This window comes from Brevibacillus laterosporus, from assembly GCA_007833815.1.
In the GTDB taxonomy this organism is placed as follows: domain Bacteria; phylum Bacillota; class Bacilli; order Brevibacillales; family Brevibacillaceae; genus Brevibacillus_B; species Brevibacillus_B laterosporus_D.
On record CP033464.1, the window covers coordinates 603223 to 620364 of the forward strand.

18 protein-coding genes are annotated in these 17142 nt (G+C 42.0%); all 18 read right to left on the reverse strand.

Going from position 1 to position 17142, the window contains the following annotated elements; genetic code table 11:
• Positions 1-10: 10 nt before the first annotated feature.
• The 18 genes from nuoH to EEL30_04230 all read right to left on the reverse strand — a co-directional run bounded on the left by nuoH (position 11) and on the right by EEL30_04230 (position 17116).
• A complete protein-coding gene (gene nuoH / locus EEL30_04145) occupies positions 11-1018 on the reverse strand; it encodes an NADH-quinone oxidoreductase subunit NuoH (GenBank protein QDX91629.1) in 1008 nt (335 codons plus the stop codon).
• A complete protein-coding gene (locus EEL30_04150; protein ID QDX95664.1) occupies positions 1019-2128 on the reverse strand; it encodes an NADH-quinone oxidoreductase subunit D in 1110 nt (369 codons plus the stop codon).
• Between the two features lie 14 nt (positions 2129-2142).
• Positions 2143-2967, reverse strand: coding sequence for an NADH-quinone oxidoreductase subunit C (locus EEL30_04155; GenBank protein QDX91630.1), 825 nt, complete (start codon positions 2965-2967; stop codon positions 2143-2145).
• A complete protein-coding gene (locus EEL30_04160) occupies positions 2964-3482 on the reverse strand; it encodes an NADH-quinone oxidoreductase subunit B (protein ID QDX91631.1) in 519 nt (172 codons plus the stop codon). The genes EEL30_04155 and EEL30_04160 overlap by 4 nt, the downstream gene beginning before the upstream one ends.
• Positions 3473-3844, reverse strand: a complete 372-nt coding sequence (locus EEL30_04165; protein ID QDX91632.1) for an NADH-quinone oxidoreductase subunit A — start codon at positions 3842-3844, stop codon at positions 3473-3475. The genes EEL30_04160 and EEL30_04165 overlap by 10 nt, the downstream gene beginning before the upstream one ends.
• A gap of 260 nt (positions 3845-4104) precedes the next feature.
• Positions 4105-7377 (reverse strand): peptidase, encoded by a 3273-nt coding sequence (locus EEL30_04170; GenBank protein QDX91633.1) that lies wholly within the window; start codon positions 7375-7377, stop codon positions 4105-4107.
• A gap of 235 nt (positions 7378-7612) precedes the next feature.
• The gene (locus EEL30_04175; GenBank protein ID QDX91634.1) at positions 7613-8359 is read right to left on the reverse strand and encodes a hypothetical protein; all 747 of its coding nucleotides are present in this window, start codon (positions 8357-8359) and stop codon (positions 7613-7615) included.
• Between the two features lie 156 nt (positions 8360-8515).
• On the reverse strand, positions 8516-8920 hold the full coding sequence (locus EEL30_04180) for a F0F1 ATP synthase subunit epsilon (protein ID QDX91635.1): 405 nt from the start codon (positions 8918-8920) through the stop codon (positions 8516-8518).
• A gap of 25 nt (positions 8921-8945) precedes the next feature.
• Positions 8946-10355, reverse strand: coding sequence for a F0F1 ATP synthase subunit beta (gene atpD / locus EEL30_04185; GenBank protein QDX91636.1), 1410 nt, complete (start codon positions 10353-10355; stop codon positions 8946-8948).
• A 51-nt stretch (positions 10356-10406) separates the two neighbouring features.
• Complete coding sequence (locus EEL30_04190) at positions 10407-11273, reverse strand: F0F1 ATP synthase subunit gamma (GenBank protein QDX91637.1); 867 nt, start codon at positions 11271-11273, stop codon at positions 10407-10409.
• 76 nt (positions 11274-11349) lie between these two features.
• Positions 11350-12861 (reverse strand): F0F1 ATP synthase subunit alpha, encoded by a 1512-nt coding sequence (locus tag EEL30_04195; protein ID QDX91638.1) that lies wholly within the window; start codon positions 12859-12861, stop codon positions 11350-11352.
• Positions 12862-12890: 29 nt separating this feature from the next.
• Positions 12891-13418, reverse strand: a complete 528-nt coding sequence (locus EEL30_04200) for a F0F1 ATP synthase subunit delta (GenBank protein QDX91639.1) — start codon at positions 13416-13418, stop codon at positions 12891-12893.
• Positions 13415-13918, reverse strand: coding sequence for an ATP synthase F0 subunit B (gene atpF / locus EEL30_04205; protein ID QDX91640.1), 504 nt, complete (start codon positions 13916-13918; stop codon positions 13415-13417). Before atpF ends, EEL30_04200 begins: the two co-directional genes overlap by 4 nt.
• 116 nt (positions 13919-14034) lie before the next feature.
• Positions 14035-14256, reverse strand: a complete 222-nt coding sequence (locus EEL30_04210; GenBank protein ID QDX91641.1) for a F0F1 ATP synthase subunit C — start codon at positions 14254-14256, stop codon at positions 14035-14037.
• Positions 14257-14291: 35 nt separating this feature from the next.
• The gene (gene atpB / locus EEL30_04215) at positions 14292-15134 is read right to left on the reverse strand and encodes an ATP synthase F0 subunit A (protein ID QDX91642.1); all 843 of its coding nucleotides are present in this window, start codon (positions 15132-15134) and stop codon (positions 14292-14294) included.
• An 87-nt stretch (positions 15135-15221) separates the two neighbouring features.
• A complete protein-coding gene (locus EEL30_04220) occupies positions 15222-15584 on the reverse strand; it encodes a hypothetical protein (protein ID QDX91643.1) in 363 nt (120 codons plus the stop codon).
• An 11-nt stretch (positions 15585-15595) separates the two neighbouring features.
• A complete protein-coding gene (locus EEL30_04225; protein ID QDX91644.1) occupies positions 15596-15808 on the reverse strand; it encodes an AtpZ/AtpI family protein in 213 nt (70 codons plus the stop codon).
• Between the two features lie 117 nt (positions 15809-15925).
• Positions 15926-17116, reverse strand: coding sequence for an acetyl-CoA C-acetyltransferase (locus tag EEL30_04230; protein ID QDX91645.1), 1191 nt, complete (start codon positions 17114-17116; stop codon positions 15926-15928).
• Positions 17117-17142: the final 26 nt, after the last annotated feature.

Sequence of the window (17142 nt, forward strand, 5' to 3'; positions counted from 1 at the left end):
AGCTGAAAGTCTAAATAAAACCTTTTTGAAATGAGATGACTACAGCCGTAAGTAAAATGTTCAATAGGGCAATTGGTAAAAGCCCTTTCCAGGCAAAGCCCATTAATTGGTCTGCACGGAATCGCGGCATCGTAGCCCTAATCCAGAACTGCAAAAATATATAACACATAAATTTAAGGATAAACCAAATAATAGGCGGAATAAAGCTGAGACTTGGATGAATGGGTAGCCATCCTCCCAAAAACAGAATGGTAATCAGAGTTCCCATTCCAAACATGTACACGTACTCTGATAACATAAACATCGCAAAGCGGAATCCAGAGTATTCTACATGGTAACCTGCCACAAGCTCCGACTCCGCTTCTGGCAAATCAAAAGGGGACCGATTCAATTCAGCCTGTGCTGCAATTAAGAATACACCAAATCCTAATATTTGCGGAATGATATTCCACATGCCCTGCTGTGCATAGACGATATCCTTTAGGTTAAGACTGCCTGTCATCAGGACAACACCCACAACCGACATAACCAGCGGCACCTCGTAACTAATCATCTGTGCCGCTGAACGCATACCGCCAATTAAAGAATACTTATTATTAGAAGCCCATCCAGCCGTAATGACACCCATGACCGTAATACCAGATAGTGCAATGTAATAGAGTACTCCAATTCCTAGATCCGCAAATTGAAGCTTATCAGTAAATGGCATGACAGCCAGTACCGCAAAAGCAGGAGCATAGGCCAATATAGGAGCTAGTGTAAATAGAGCACGGTCTGCATTTTTTGGTCGAATATCTTCTTTAATAAGTAATTTGACAACATCAGATACCGTTTGCAGGAGCCCCAAGGGACCTACACGATTAGGGCCATAGCGTAATTGCATCCATCCAATCACTTTCCGCTCAAAATAGATGGCATATGTAACAAAGGCAAGTACCACTAACAGTAACACTATTGCTGCCATGGAGAACAGTAAAACATTGGTAAAAGATGGGGTTTGTTGAATCCAACTGGTCATTTATGCATCTACCTCCCCTACCACAATATCAATGCTCCCCAAGATAGCCACCATGTTCGACATATTGACACCCTCCAATAAGGAAGGTAATATCTGCAAGTTTACAAAAGACGGTCTTCGTAACTTCATTCGCCATGGTTTATCCTTGCCCTGACTAGCAATATACACACCCAGCTCACCACGCGGAGCTTCAATACGCACGTACGCTTCTCCTGCTGGTGGTCGAATCACTCTAGGTACTTTTCCGATAATCTCTCCTTCTGCTGGAAATTGATCTAACGCTTGTTCTAAAATGCGTAGCGATTGCTCAATTTCTTGGAGACGCAAGTGATAGCGGGCCATGCAATCTCCATCAGTGGACACAGGGACATCAAATTCAAACCGATCATAGATTGAATACGGTTCGTTCTTACGGATATCCCAATTCTCCCCCGTGCAGCGTAGCATAACACCTGACAAAGAGTAATCAAGAGCCGCTTGGCGATCATAAGTACCAATGCCAGTTATGCGACTGATAAAAATCTCATTACCACTCACAAGAAGGTGGTAATTAGCTAATTCCTTTTTTAGATATTGAACAAATTCTTTTGCTTTATCAATCCATCCAGGAGGAGCATCCCATTTTACTCCACCAATTCTCATATAATTGTACGTTAAACGCGCTCCCGAAATCTCGTTGAACAAATTAATAATTGTTTCACGATCACGGAATGCATACAGGAAGGGTCCCATTGCTCCGATGTCCAAAAGATAAGTCCCCCACCAAACCAAATGGCTAGCAACACGATTTAGCTCCATGACAATTACACGTAAATACTCAGCCTTTTCAGGGATTTCTAATCCCATCATCGTTTCAACAGCATGACATAAAACATAATTATTGGTCATGGAAGAGAGGTAATCCAGCCGATCTGTATAGGGAATGATTTGGGTATAGGTGAGATTCTCAGCTAGCTTTTCTGTGCCTCGATGCAAGTAGCCCATTACAGGAATGGTTTCTTTAATGGTTTCTCCATCAATCTTTACAATTAAACGAAACACTCCATGGGTACTTGGATGCTGAGGCCCAACATTCAGGATCATTTCTTCTGTGCGAATACTAGTCGTCATTGGAGTATTCAAGGTTATACCCCCTCATCAAAAGGCTCATAATCTTTACGTAACGGATGTCCAACCCACTCATCTGGCATCATAATTCTTACCAGATTGGGGTGCCCTAAAAATTGTATGCCTAACAGGTCGTATGTTTCTCGCTCATTCCAGTCAGCTCCTCGCCACACATCGCCAACAGAAGCCACAGATGATGCTTCGCGCGTAGTTTTTACCTTAATCGCCAAGCTTTGATGATGCGCATACGAGTACAAATGATAGTAGACTTCCATTCGATCCTCATAATCGACTCCATGCAGGTTGGAAAGGTAGTCAAATTGTAAACTAGGGTCTTGCTTTAAAAAGACTGCTACGTCATGCCAAAGCTGATTTTTTATCGTCATGGTGGGAACTTCTTTTGACAATGCATTAATGTAGGATTCTTCGATGCTCTCTTTGCCAAATCTTTCTGTTATGATCTGGACAAAACGATCTAGGTAGGGTTGATTCTTTGAGGAGGTTACTTCTACTGCTACAGTTTCTTCGTTTGCTTTCGCCTTTGCCGCTGCTGCAGCTGCTGCCTTTGCTTTTACTGCTGCTACTGCCTTCGCTTTTTCGGCTGCTTTAGCCTTGGCATCTGTGTCAGTTTCTGTGGTTGGTCCTGCGGTCACTTCTTCACTCGATTCTGTACTTTTTTCTTGGACTGCGAGCTCTGCACTTACTTCAGTGGCAGTGCTCTTTTCTATCCCTTTGGCTTTAGCCGCCGCTGCGGCCTTCGCTTTTGCTGCTGCAGCTGCTTTTGCTTTTGCAGCCGCGGCTGCTTTTTCTTCAGGAGTAGGCTTTCTTTTTTCTTCACTCACTGCTGATCCACCCGCTTTCCGGTCTTTGCTTCATAGCGGATTTTTTCCTGTAATTTATTGATACCATAGATAAGCGCAACTGGACTTGGCGGGCAACCTGGAATATAAACATCCACAGGGCAGATTTGATCAACACCCTTTACCACACTATACGATTTAATATAGGGACCACCCGCCGTAGCACAGGAACCCATGGCAATGACCCATTTAGGTTCAGGCATTTGATCATACAATCTTCTCAATAATGGTGCCATTTTTTTGGTTACTGTTCCCGCAACAATCATCACATCTGACTGTCTTGGAGATGGGCGAAAAATGACTCCAAATCGGTCTAGGTCATAATGCGCACCGCCTGTTCCCATCATTTCAATCCCGCAACAAGCTAACCCAAATGTAAGCGGCCATAGCGAGTTACTTCTTATCCATCCCTTTAACGTCTCCAAGCTAGTAAACAGAACATTCCGATTTAACTCATCCTGCAAATCTGGTTCGATGCTTTTAAAATCTAGTTCCATTCAAGCACCTTCTTTCTCCATGCGTACAAAAGACCAATAATCAGAAGCACGATGAAAATGCACATTTCCACGAGCGCAAATAACCCTAATTCATTGAAGGCTACTGCCCATGGATAAAGAAATAATGTTTCTACATCAAAAATAACGAACAGAAGAGCAAAGATATAATACTTTACGTTAAAACGAACCCAACTGTCTCCAATCGGGATATTTCCGCTCTCGTATGTCGTTTGCTTTTCAGCATTCGGTTTATTGGGACGTAATAAAGGCCCAATGATACTTACCGTGGCAACTGGAAGCAGAACACCAAGAAGCAGAAAGATGGCAACAATGACGTAATTGTTTGCATAAACAGCATCCATCTTAATTCCCTCCATTGTGCTGTAGGTCTTCGAATTTCTTCATAATTATAGCAAATCAGTACATTTCTGTACAACGAAAGCCCTTACAAAAACTAAGACTTTTATTAGCCTACGTCCATTTATATACTTATTTTATCAGATTTTTGTTTATTTTATGAAAAAACATTACATCGACAAAATAAAGGGGTTTTACCCGCAACAGGAATGTGCAGGTAAAACCCTTTGTTACTTAGTGTTTGATCTTAGTAAACATTATGCGCTTATTGAGCAACAGGTTCAGATACTTGTTGTTCGACTTGTTGTTCATCTTGTTGTTCAACTTGCTCTTCCACTTCAATTGGAGCAGGAAGTCTTCCTTTTCCTTTTCCCTTTCCTTTACCTGGTTGCAACAAAACATCTACAGTTACAACCTTTTTAATAGAAGGAGCCTTCACAGAAGAAACGTGAACCGTAATATAAACTGGTTTTTTCTGCTTTTTCGTTGGTAATTTTACTAGGAAGCCATCATTGTCAATGAAGTCGGTGTTAGAGCTTTCTACTACTTTATAAGTAATGTCATCCGTTTCAGCCGGTAGCTGTAACACTTGTTTATTCAATTCACTTACATTGATAATTTTTGCAGAGAAATCTTCTGTTGCTTCGTTAACTAATTCTCTAATATCTTCACGGCCTTCTTCATCTACTTGGCCTTGAATGGAGATTGCTTTCCACGCCTCATATTTAATTTTTAAATCTTCTTCTTTTTTAACTGGATTAGCTGGATCATACTGATATCCAAAGATTCTTACTTTATACTTGCCTTCTTCTGGCGTTGTTAGCTTACCAGTTTTCACACTTACATAATCACCTGTTAGGTTTTTAAAAGAAAGCTTACCTGGTGTTAACAGTTTAAGATTTCCTTGTTTATCAGTCTTTTTCTCAACAGCCATTGTACCTAGTTTTTCGTCATTTAGACCCCACAGCTGTAATTCAATTAGATTAATATCTTTTGCTTGCAAGTCAGCAGATGCAGAGAAAGTAAGTGAGTCTGCATTAACTTGAGAACTAGAAAGTTTAAAGCTGTCAAAGCCAAATTTATTTTCTTCTCTTACATCACCTACATGGATAACAAACGGCAGGTGCAAGTCAGGATGTCCATCTTCGCTTTTCAGACGAACTTCTCCTTCGTAAACGCCATCTTTTAATTTTTTCTTCGCTTCTACTTGTAAGTTAAATTGTACTGACTTACCAGGTTTTACAGTAAAGTCATCGTCTGACAGCTTGACTTTGAGATTGTCTACATCGGTTGTTGTCACTGGCTTTCCAGGTACGGAAGTTACTTTCTCATGCATGATGACTTCTGCTTCGTATTCAACCTCTTCATCAGAAGTATTTTTTAGCTGGAGTGTTCTCACTAATGGTTTTTTCATTTCCTTGGAAATTAAACCAAAGCTGATATTAGTTCCATAGTTGGTAACGAGTTTTTCGTTCATATTTTTATCTAAGATAGTGGTCTTTTCAACAGTTTGTAGCAAAGCTGGTGTTTTCAAAGCTGCCAAGCCATCTACACGACCAGATCCTTGAGAGTAAACATCGTACAAGACACCATTTCCATCTTTAATTTCAACGGCAGTATTAGCCATAGCTGCCTTCACATCGAATGGAGTCCAATCAGGATGAGCCTGTTTTAATAACAGAACCAGACCTGCTATATGCGGCGTCGCCATACTTGTACCGTTCAAGCGTTGGTACGCATGATCATAATTAGCATCTGGGAAATCTTTTTGCCATGTTGGTTTTGCTGACAAGATGCTTACACCCGGAGCTGATACATCAGGCTTAATAGAATACTCATCATCCATAGCTGGTCCACGTGAGCTGAAGTCAGCCATCAGATCGCCTTTTACTTCTGTTTTAGGATATTCGCTACTAAAGGTTATTGTAGCTTTGCTTGGATCAGCTTGAATTTGCTTCACCAATTCACGGCCTTCTTTCCCTTTCATGTCAAAGGTAGGAATTGCATCCATCTGATCTCCAAGGTAGGAGTTAAAATAATCATCACGACCTACTGGATCTGGATCTGCAATACCATCTCCATTAGCATCATTGCCATTGTAGATAATAATGGCTTTTGCTCCTGCCCTTTTCGCATTAGAAATCTTGTCGACGAAGGCTACACCACCACGTGAAACTAAAACCACTTTGCCTTTTACATCTACTTTATTAAAATCTGAAACTACTCCAAGGTTAGCAAATACAATAGGGTAAGCTTCTGTACCCAATATCTTAGCAAAATCAGATAGACCTGTTTCGTAACTTGCTACATTAAACTTATAGTTAGTACCGAAAGAGCTAGTAGCCTTACTGGTATACAATTCTACAGGTGGTGTAGTTGCTCCCACAGAAATAACTAATTTTGCACCAGCTGGTGATCCAGCTGTGTAATAATATTGATTTGGATTATTATTAGCAGCATTTCCGTTAGCTACTACTGGAATAACCCCAGCCAATACGGCATTGTTTAATGCGATAGCATCAGGTGAATCAGAGTTTTTTTCCAAATCAGAGCCCAGCGACAAGTTGATGACATCCATGCCATCTTTAACAGCACGTTCAATACCATCAATTACTTGAGCGGAGCTTCCACCATGACGTCCCAATACACGATAGGAATAAAGATCAGCCTCATAGGCAATTCCACGAACGTGAACATCGGAAGACTTATTGGAAGCACGACCTACAATTGTACCAGCTACGTGGGTACCGTGGTGAGAACCTTTATAACCAGTCCCCTCAGGATCTTCTCCTACAGGAATAGGTTTTTGCTCATACGGGTCATCATCATCGTCGTAGGAGTCATAACCACCTTTATAAGCATCTTTTAAATCAGGATGCAAATAATCAGTACCTGTATCAATAACACCCACCTTTAAACCCTTACCAGTGTAGCCAAGCTTCCATACTTCAGGTATATTCATCGCTTTAAGTGGATTGGTGTCATACTTTCCGGGTGGTAATTCATCGGTCTCAGATACAACCTCTACTTCTGGTTGAGAATAATAGTTAATATTGTTATAAACAGCTTTCACGTTAGGAAGTTCTGCCAGCTTAGGGATTTCATTAGCAGGCAGGGTCACAACCATACCATTAAATACTTCTTCAAATTTCTTCTCAATATCTAAATCAAGGCCCTTATCTTCGACAAGCCCTTCAAAGCTATCTTGCTCATCAGATACTAGTGTACGTGCTTCCTTTTCTGAGCTTCTCAATTTTCCTTTTGTCACAACAACTGGATCAGCCTTTAACTGGACAATAACAGTTATCATTTCAGAAGATTTGGTATCCAATGCAGGAGATATGTAAGCAGGGGCAGTAGAAACATCCTCATCAGTTTCTCCAGATACCCTTGCCTTAGTTAAAGCATTCACGTCTAACAACGCATCTAATTCCAAACCTTCCTTTGGACTTGCCGCCATAACATTATACGGGACGACTCCTAGCAACAAGCTAGTAGCTAGTGCTATTGAAGTAATCTTTTTAGGTTTTCGTAACAATCAAGATCCCTCCTAAAAATAATTAATAGAATTGCAAGAAAATATTATAAGTACATAACTGACTTTTCTAAAAAATCAGTACATACTATAAATTCCTCGTTTTTCTCTTTATTCCTCTAGGTATAAAGTCATATTTTTACAAAATTAAAAAAAACTGCCCTTTCCGTATAAATGTCTATACTTTAAGGGCAGTCTTTTTTAATTTTGTTGATAAAACAAGTATTTGATAAAACGTTTATTGAAGAGCCTGCGGATTAGCTGTTCCTAAGAAATCTTCGTAAATACGCTCCCATACAACTGTAAACGTCATTTTCTCATCGTCAGGAATCTCTTGGAATCGTTCAATTGGCTCTTCCAAGTAAGGCGTTAGTTTGACCAAGATTTCTGTTAGCATGTTATCGTTAATGCCCCCCAGAATTTCCTTGATCTCATTTTTTGATAGGGAGAAATCATTTTCTTCTTTTTCATGCAAATGCATAACCAATTGGCTAAACACAGGATGAATCAAAGACTCCAATCGGATATGGTACAAAGCAAACATTTCGTCATCACGAAGTTCGAATGTATCCGCTACTTCTGGGAAGGGTTCTACTGGTACATCAAGGCTTGTTCCCTTATCAATTACCAGTCCCCATTTAATGAACATATCCAATGCTTCTTTAGCTGTTGCTGGATATTCATAGTTAGAGCGTTTCAAGAAGTTACCGTATTTCTCCAACAAAGCCATATAGTTTTCATAGTTCTCTTCATCATTGAATTTATTTTTATCCAACGTATCGAAAGTACCTTCCAACGCTTTAGTCGCAAAGATGGACGTTAACATTTCTTCTTTTGTCTCTAGCTTGGACACCGCATAGCAAACGGCCTTAAACAGTACGTTCATCTCATGAGAGAATACGGTGCTCCAGCCATGCATGTCATAGCCTTTTGGAATAATAATATCATCGCTATCTTTTGTGCGAAGATCTTGTATCGTTTGCATATCACACTCTCCTTGTCCACAACTGCGTTTCGCTAAGAACACGTCTTAGGAATCGTAGAATAACATTAGTAGGTTTATTATACACATAACTAGCGGTATATTTCCAATTTCCAAAGAAAAATCCCCAAGCATATGAAAATGCCTGGGGATTCTCGCTTACTTGTGGCGTGCCGCATCTAAACGTACGATTGCGCGTTGTAGGGCATACTCAGCACGTTGCACGTCAAGATCTGGGACCTTCTCATTGAGACGATTTTCGGCACGTTGTTTTGCTAATTCAGCACGAGCTGTATCGATGCTGTCCGATTGCTCTGCTGCCTCTGCTAAAATCGTTACCGTTTGGCCTCGAACTTCCATGAAGCCGCCGCTAACTGCGATTATGGTCTCTTTGTCGCCTTCTTGCTTAATCCGAACAGGAGCAATTTTTAGCGGAGTCACTAGCGGCGTATGGTTGGGAAGAATACCCAACTCACCTTCAACGCCGCGTGCAATTACCATTGTGGCATCCCCGCTATAGACAACCCGTTCAGGAGTAACGATTTCTATTATCATTTTGCTCATTACCGTCTCCCCTTTCAGGGTTGTCTTACTTCATGTTCTTTGCTTTTTCAACTGCTTCATCAATCGTACCTACGAATAGGAAAGCTGATTCTGGCAGATCATCGTGTTTACCATCAAGAATTTCTTTGAAGCTGCGTACTGTTTCTTTAACAGGTACATATTTACCAGGGAATCCAGTAAATTGCTCAGCTACGTGGAAAGGTTGGGACAAGAAACGTTGTACACGACGTGCGCGTGATACCGTTTGTTTGTCCTCATCACTCAACTCATCCATACCTAGGATGGCGATGATGTCTTGCAGCTCTTTATAACGTTGTAGGATCGTCTGTACGCCACGAGCTACATCATAGTGTTCTTGACCTACAATATCAGGAGCAAGTGCACGAGAAGTAGAAGCTAGTGGGTCAACCGCAGGGTAGATACCCAACTCGGAAATACCACGATCCAAGTTAGTTGTTGCATCCAAGTGAGCAAACGTTGTAGCAGGTGCCGGGTCAGTATAGTCATCCGCTGGTACGTAAATCGCTTGAATAGAAGTAACAGAACCTTTTTTCGTGGAAGTGATACGTTCTTGCAAGCTACCCATTTCAGAAGCAAGAGTTGGTTGGTAACCTACCGCAGATGGCATACGTCCAAGTAGGGCGGATACCTCAGAACCAGCTTGCGTGAAACGGAAGATATTATCGATGAACAGAAGTACGTCACGACCTTCTTCATCACGGAAGAACTCTGCCATTGTAAGACCAGTCAGAGCGATACGTAGACGTGCGCCTGGTGGTTCATTCATTTGTCCGAATACCATCGCCGTTTTAGCAATAACTCCGGAATCTTTCATCTCGTGGTAAAGGTCATTACCTTCACGAGTACGCTCACCTACACCAGCGAATACGGAGATACCGCCGTGTTCTTGTGCGATGTTGTTGATCAATTCCTGAATTAGTACGGTTTTACCTACACCCGCACCACCGAATAGACCAATCTTACCACCTTTTACGTATGGAGCTAGCAAGTCAACAACCTTGATACCTGTTTCCAGGATCTCTGTGGAAGTCGCTTGGTCTTCATAAGCAGGGGCTTCACGGTGAATCGGATCACGACGAGGTACATCGTTCAATTCTACTTGGTCAATTGGTTCGCCTAATACGTTAAATACACGACCCAATGTAACTTCACCTACAGGTACTGAAATAGGAGCACCTGAGTCAATTGCTTCGATGCCACGGATTAAACCATCTGTAGAAGACATCGCAACTGTACGAACTAGGTTATCTCCCAAATGAAGCGCAACTTCACATACTAGATCGATGTCGCGTTCTCCGGAGCTTTGTGCTTTATAAGAAATTTTGATCGCATTATAGATAGCAGGCAAATGACCATGGTCGAACTCAATGTCAACGACCGGTCCCATTACCTGCACTACGCGCCCTTTCGCCATCTTAAATCTTCCCTCCTAAAAGCTAATTGGAAGCCTTTATAACTGTCTTTGTTATACTTGTGAGTTTGCACCCGCAACAATCTCGGAGATTTCTTGCGTGATGGCTGCCTGACGAGCACGGTTATAGAAGAGTGTCAAACGATCGATAATATCGGATGCATTATCAGTCGCATTACCCATCGATGTCATACGTGCTCCATGCTCTGAAGCTTTTGCATCCAATACAGCACTATAAATTAGCGTTTCTGCATACTTTGGCAAAAGAACAGCAAGAACCTCTTCTGCAGAAGGCTCATATTCATAGTCAGCCTTAGATGCTTGTTCATCAGATTCAACTGATTGAAGTGGCAACAGGCGATTCACCTGTGGGATTTGCGAGATAGCAGATTCAAATTCGTTAAAGCAGAGATAAAGTTCATCGATCTTTTCTTCCGCATATAATTGAACTGCTGTGTACGCAATCTGCTTAATGTCAGAAAAACTAGGGTTTTCCGGCATTCCAACTACCTCTTCAATGACAGGATAATCACGTTTCACAAAGAAATCGCGGCCTTTGCGTCCGATAGCAAAGATCGCATACTCATCTTTTGATTTATGCTTTTCGTTAACCGCCTGAAGAACTTTACGGATGATATTCCCGTTATATCCTCCTGCGAGTCCACGGTCAGAAGTAATGACGATATATCCTGTCTTCTTCACCGGACGGGTTTGAAGCATCGGATGTTTAAAGCTAGTGCTTCCTGATGCAATGCTCGCTACTACATCCTGAACCTTTTGAGCATACGGGCGAGCCGCTTGCGCTTGGTCTTGGGCACGGCGAAGTTTTGCAGTAGACACCATCTTCATCGCTTTCGTGATCTGACGCGTGTTTTTAACGCTTTTTATACGTCGTTTTACTTCACGAATACCTTGAGCCACTCATTTTCACCACCTTGGGAAATGCATGCTGAATCACCTTGAACCCAGCATGCACAAAATCTATCGATGCCGAAGATTAACGGCTTTGAGCAAAGCCTTTTTTAAACTCCTCGATCGCTGCTCCTAATTCTTTCTCATCCGGTAATTCGTTTGTTGTACGGATATGTTCGAACAACTGTGGTTTATTGGAGTCGATGAATGCAAGCAATTCTTTTTCGAAACGACGAACGTCTTCCACAGCAATTTCATCTAGGAAGCCTTTTGTGGCAGCGAAGATAGAGATAATTTGCTTTTCAACAGGCATTGGTTGGTATGCAGGTTGTTTTAGGATTTCAACAACGCGCTCACCACGAGTCAAACGAGCTTGTGTTGCTTTATCCAAGTCGGAACCGAACTGCGCGAACGCAGCCAACTCACGATATTGTGCCAAGTCCAAACGAAGTGGACCTGCTACTTTTTTCATTGCTTTAATCTGTGCGGAACCACCTACACGGGATACAGAGATACCTGCGTTAACCGCTGGACGTTGACCTGCATTGAACAAATCAGTTTCCAAGAAGATCTGTCCATCTGTGATAGAGATAACATTCGTTGGAATGTATGCAGATACGTCAGAACCTTGTGTTTCGATGAAAGGAAGTGCTGTTAGAGAACCAGCTCCCAATTCATCAGATAGTTTCGCTGCACGCTCTAACAAGCGGGAATGCAAGTAGAATACGTCACCAGGATACGCCTCACGACCTGGAGGACGGCGAAGCAACAGGGACAACTCACGATAAGCTGCCGCTTGTTTAGATAAGTCATCATAAATACACAGAACATGTCCGCCCTTGTACATGAAGTACTCACCCATTGTTACACCCGCATAAGGAGCTAGATACAGCAATGGAGCTGGATCAGAAGCTGTAGCGGAAACAATGATTGTATAATCAAGAGCACCATGCTTACGTAGTGTTTCCACCACGCCAGCAACTGTAGATTGCTTTTGACCAATAGCAACGTAGATACAAATCATACCGTTACCTTTTTGATTGATAATGGCATCCAAAGCAACAGATGTTTTACCTGTTTGACGGTCACCGATGATCAACTCACGCTGACCACGACCGATCGGTACCATGGAGTCAATAGCTTTAATACCTGTTTGCAATGGCTCATGAACTGATTTACGCGCCATTACACCAGGAGCATTGTTCTCGATAGGACGGAATTCCGTAGTCGCAATTGGACCTAGTCCGTCAATAGGTTGACCAAGTGGGTTAACTACGCGACCTAATAGCGCTTCCCCTACTGGTACTTCCATTACACGGCCCGTACGTTTAACCGTGTCACCTTCTTTAATGTCACGGAAAGCTCCAAGGATAATTACCCCTACGTTATCGCTTTCCAAGTTGAGTACCATACCCATAACGCCGTTTTGGAACTCAAGAAGCTCACCGGCCATTGCTTTTTCCAAACCATGTACGCGCGCAATACCGTCACCAACAGTGATAACCGTACCTACGTCAGCGATTTCGATCTCAGCTTTATAATTAGCGATGCGCTCTTTGATGAGCGAGCTAATTTCTTCAGGTCTGATTGCACTCACTTACGATTCACCCCATTCAACCCAGCGTCTTATATTTGATGCGCAAAATGCTCTAATTTCGTTTTCAAGCTACCGTCATATAAACGGTCACCAATCTTTACAACGACTCCACCAATAATGGTAGGATCTACTACGCTTTCAAAGCGTAGTTTTTTATCCAGCATTTGACCGAATTGAGCAGCTAATTCTTCTAATTCTTCCTTGCTCAATGGTTTAGCTGTAGTAACTGTTGCATCAGCAAAGCCACGTTTATCGTTAGCCATTTCTACGTATGCTTTTGTTATTTCTTCAAATTCACTTTCACGTTTGTTATCTACTAACGCGAAAAGGAAGTTAACTAATTCCTGAGAAGTTTTTCCTTTGAAAAGCTCCTCTAGCAACTCTTTTTTAGAAGCAACGGCAATACGAGGATGCATAAATAACTTTTGGAAGTCAGGTACCTGTTGTAACGCTTCAGCAAGGTCTTTCAACTCATCTTCAATTTGATCGATGAGCCCACGCTCTGCTGCTATCTCAAACAGGGCACGTGCGTAGCGTTTTGCTAATGCTCCACTCATAAGCGATCCCCTACTTGTTTCAGGAACTGATCAATCGTAGATTTTTGCGTAGCTTCATCCAATTCTTTTTCAATAATTTTAGAAGCCAACATAACAGATAGACTTGCCATTTGTGTACGTAGTTCTTCTTTTGCTTTCTCAGTTTCGCGGGCAATTTCTGCACTTGCTTCCGCTTTAAGACGAGCAGCTGTTTCTTCTGCTTCTTTTTTAATACGAGCTTCTTCTTCTTGCGCTTGACGAGTTGCACGCTCAAGTAAAGTTTTCGTTTCTTGACGAGCTTCATCTAACAAGCGGCGTTGTTCAGCTAGCAGTCCTTCCGCTTCTTTACGGTTACGTTCTGCTGCTTCAATTTCAGATGCAACGTGTTGGCGACGTTTTTCCATGATCTGTGTTACAGGGCCAACTGCATATTTCCTAACAACTAAAAGTAGTATCAGGAATGCGATTACTTGAAAGAGCATTGTGCCCCCTTCAAGGGTTACCGCTCCAAACTCTAGCATGCTATTCACTCCTTCCTGGTTCAGAAGAGTATTTTAGTAAAGATATACAAGTAATGATTATTCACTGTTGCATAAACAAGGCGAAGGCCTAGCCTGCTAGCCTTCGCCCTGTAAAATTACATTTGGGAGTAAAGAATGAAACCAACCGCAACCGCGATGATAGGTACTGCTTCTACAAGACCTACACCTAGAAGCATAAGACCCATCAAGCTACCACGAGCTTCTGGTTGACGTGCAACGCCTTCAATTGTACGAGAGATAACTAGTGAGTTACCGATAGCTCCACCTAATGCAGCTAAACCAAAGATAATACCGATTGCTAAAGCCAAAGTATCCATTAAAATAATCCTCCTCAATTTCTGTTGATTAAAAATTAGTGACCATCATTCGTTTTTTGCGAAATATATATGATTGTAAGGGTCGTGAAGATATAAGCTTGAACTGCCCCTACGAAGACGGAATAACCAAGCCACGCAAGTAACGGGATACTACCAATAAAGATACCGGTACTCATTAAGAAAGCAATCAAAACTTCCCCTGCAAAAATGTTACCAAATAGACGGAGTGGAAGTGTCAAAGGCTTAATGACCAGCTCTTCAAGGATATGGAGTGGGTTAAGAAAATGTTTCAGGTATGTGCCTAACCCATGACGACGAATATCCACGTACTGAGAGTAAAGAAGGATAGTAAGCGCCAGTGAGAAGGTAACACTTGCTGCAGCAGTTGGAGATTTCCACCATGCTATGTGTATACCGTGGCCACCTGGTTCAAGTGCATGCTCCACTTTTTCAATTTTCTTAGCCTGAGCCTCAGGAGTCCCAGAAATAGTCAACATCTCAACAACTTGTTCGCTAACCACTTTGTTTTGAGCAGGGTCGTTGTGATGTAACGTGGTTACGTTAAGACCTAGCCCTAACCAGTTTCCTAGAATAATATAGAGAAAAACAGTCACAGCAAGTGTAATAAACCTTGCAGCCGTTTTCGCATCCATAACCGTTCTCGCTAAGTTGTTGATAAAATCAACAATCCATTCAAGAAGGTTTTGCCTTCCGCCCGGCACACCTGTTGTTAATTGACGCGATAGTACAACCAGCAGGACAAAAACCAAAATAGCTGTCAACGTAATCATGAGCATGGTCGGAATATCGAATACAAGTCCACCGAGCTTTAATTTTAATGACCAATGATCCAAAATTTGTTCACCCCTTTCCCTCAAAAAATACTTCCTTGTTAACCTTTTAAGAGCTTACTCTTTATTCTACCTCTTAATTTGCTGAAAAACAGTTAACAAATATTGAACTAATCATCTATTTTTAAGATTGTAATACACGAAAATAATCGAAAACACTTGAAACACTAGCAGTCCAATGATAACTCCCATAATTTGAAACAATTCTGGAAATCTTAGTGCTACAAAGACTGCTATAATTGTAACTGCAAACCTCTGCACCATTCCTATTCCCTTGGTTTTCCCTACATTTCCAGTGATTTTCCATACCTTTAGATAGAGGAGAAGCCCATTTAACAGGCTTGCAAAGCTTCCCAGTAATAATGACTGAAAAAACAATCTATAATCAGGCAGGAGGAACCACAAACCCCCAATAAGGGCAATAGACCATAAAACACAGCGGATAATACTACGTACAGCGGTATAAAACGTTTGCATGCTACATCTCCCTACAGATAAGGACGAATCATTCGGTATACGCTTACAATACCTACGCCCAACCCTAAAAATAGCCCGACAATCATGATCCAAGGAGCCGTATGTAACCATTCATCTAAATATTTCCCAAATAAGACTCCGGCTACGATACATATTGCTAGATCTGCTCCAATGATGCTTACTAATCCGATAGCTTTCCACGGGTTATTTACCTTTTTTGACAAGTTCGCTTCTCCCTTCAAACCAAAAATGGAAGAGCTTTACACCTTAACATATTAACGAAGATTTATCCGCATTGTCAACTTGTCGATCTGTAGGACACAAATCTTTCACAAATTTGTCTATATTATTTCGATTATTGTTGAAATTCCTTGACCGCCGCCTATACATAAAGTTGCTAAGCCATAGCGAGAATCCTCTCGTTTCAACATTTCATGAACAAGACTAACCAGAACGCGAGCCCCGCTTGCGCCAATTGGATGACCAAGAGCAATAGCTCCTCCGTTCACATTTAGCTTCTCTTGATTAATACCTAATTCTTTACCAATAGCTAGGGATTGTGCTGCAAAAGCCTCATTCGCTTCAATCAAGCCTATTTGATCTAAAGTAAGACCAGCCTTTTTTAGAGCCTTTTCTGTAGCTGGTACCGGTCCAAGCCCCATTACTTGCGGGTTAACTCCAGCGCTGGCATTGGCAACAATTCTAGCTAATGGCTTAACACCCAATTCTTCTGCTTTTGCATAAGACATCAGAACGAGTGCGGCTGCCCCATCATTAATTCCAGACGCATTTCCTGCCGTAACACTTCCATCCTTTTTAAAAGCAGGTCGAAGTTTTGCCAAAGCATCCATCGTTGCACTTGCTCGAGGGAATTCATCCTGCTCAAACAAAATTGCCTCTCCCTTTCTCTGTGGGACAGTCACGGCAACGATCTCATCATGAAAACGTCCTTCCTGGATAGCTTTGTTCGCTTTCTGTTGACTCCAAGCCGAAAATTCATCTTGCTCTTCCCGGCTAATCTGATAGCGCTCACAAAGATTTTCAGCTGTAATTCCCATGTGATAATCATTAAAAGCACACCATAGTCCATCGCGAATCATGGAATCTACGACTTTCTGATCACCCATGCGATACCCATCTCTAGCAGCTTCTAATAGGTAAGGGGCTTGACTCATATTTTCCATTCCGCCAGCCACTACCACATCCGCTTCCCCAGAAACGATGGCTTGATACGCTAAATGTACGGCTTTTAGTCCTGACCCACACACTTTATTAATGGTCATAGATGGCTTCTCTTCTCCTATGCCTGCTAGCATAGCAGCTTGTCGCGTTGGGTTTTGACCCAGACCCGCCTGCAGTACGTTCCCCATCACGACCTCATCTACGTGCTGTTTATCAACACCCGCTTTAGCAAGTGCCGCTTCAATCACTACTGCTCCTAATCTGGTTGCGCTTACAGAAGATAACTTACCTTGAAAACTACCGATCGCCGTACGTACAGCACCTACAATGACTACATCGCTACCTTTCATCATATCCGCTCCTTAAAAACATCAGA

Bases quoted from the DNA above. Each gene is read 5' to 3' on its own strand.
- nuoH (QDX91629.1), bottom strand. From the start codon at position 1,018: ATGACCAGTTGGATTCAACAAACCCCATCTTTTACCAATGTTTTACTG.
- EEL30_04150 (QDX95664.1), bottom strand. From the start codon at position 2,128: ATGACGACTAGTATTCGCACAGAAGAAATGATCCTGAATGTTGGGCCT.
- EEL30_04160 (QDX91631.1), bottom strand. From the start codon at position 3,482: ATGGAACTAGATTTTAAAAGCATCGAACCAGATTTGCAGGATGAGTTA.
- EEL30_04165 (QDX91632.1), bottom strand. From the start codon at position 3,844: ATGGATGCTGTTTATGCAAACAATTACGTCATTGTTGCCATCTTTCTG.
- EEL30_04175 (QDX91634.1), bottom strand. From the start codon at position 8,359: ATGCAAACGATACAAGATCTTCGCACAAAAGATAGCGATGATATTATT.
- EEL30_04180 (QDX91635.1), bottom strand. From the start codon at position 8,920: ATGAGCAAAATGATAATAGAAATCGTTACTCCTGAACGGGTTGTCTAT.
- atpD (QDX91636.1), bottom strand. From the start codon at position 10,355: ATGGCGAAAGGGCGCGTAGTGCAGGTAATGGGACCGGTCGTTGACATT.
- EEL30_04200 (QDX91639.1), bottom strand. From the start codon at position 13,418: ATGAGTGGAGCATTAGCAAAACGCTACGCACGTGCCCTGTTTGAGATA.
- atpF (QDX91640.1), bottom strand. From the start codon at position 13,918: ATGCTAGAGTTTGGAGCGGTAACCCTTGAAGGGGGCACAATGCTCTTT.
- EEL30_04210 (QDX91641.1), bottom strand. From the start codon at position 14,256: ATGGATACTTTGGCTTTAGCAATCGGTATTATCTTTGGTTTAGCTGCA.
- EEL30_04220 (QDX91643.1), bottom strand. From the start codon at position 15,584: ATGCAAACGTTTTATACCGCTGTACGTAGTATTATCCGCTGTGTTTTA.
- EEL30_04230 (QDX91645.1), bottom strand. From the start codon at position 17,116: ATGAAAGGTAGCGATGTAGTCATTGTAGGTGCTGTACGTACGGCGATC.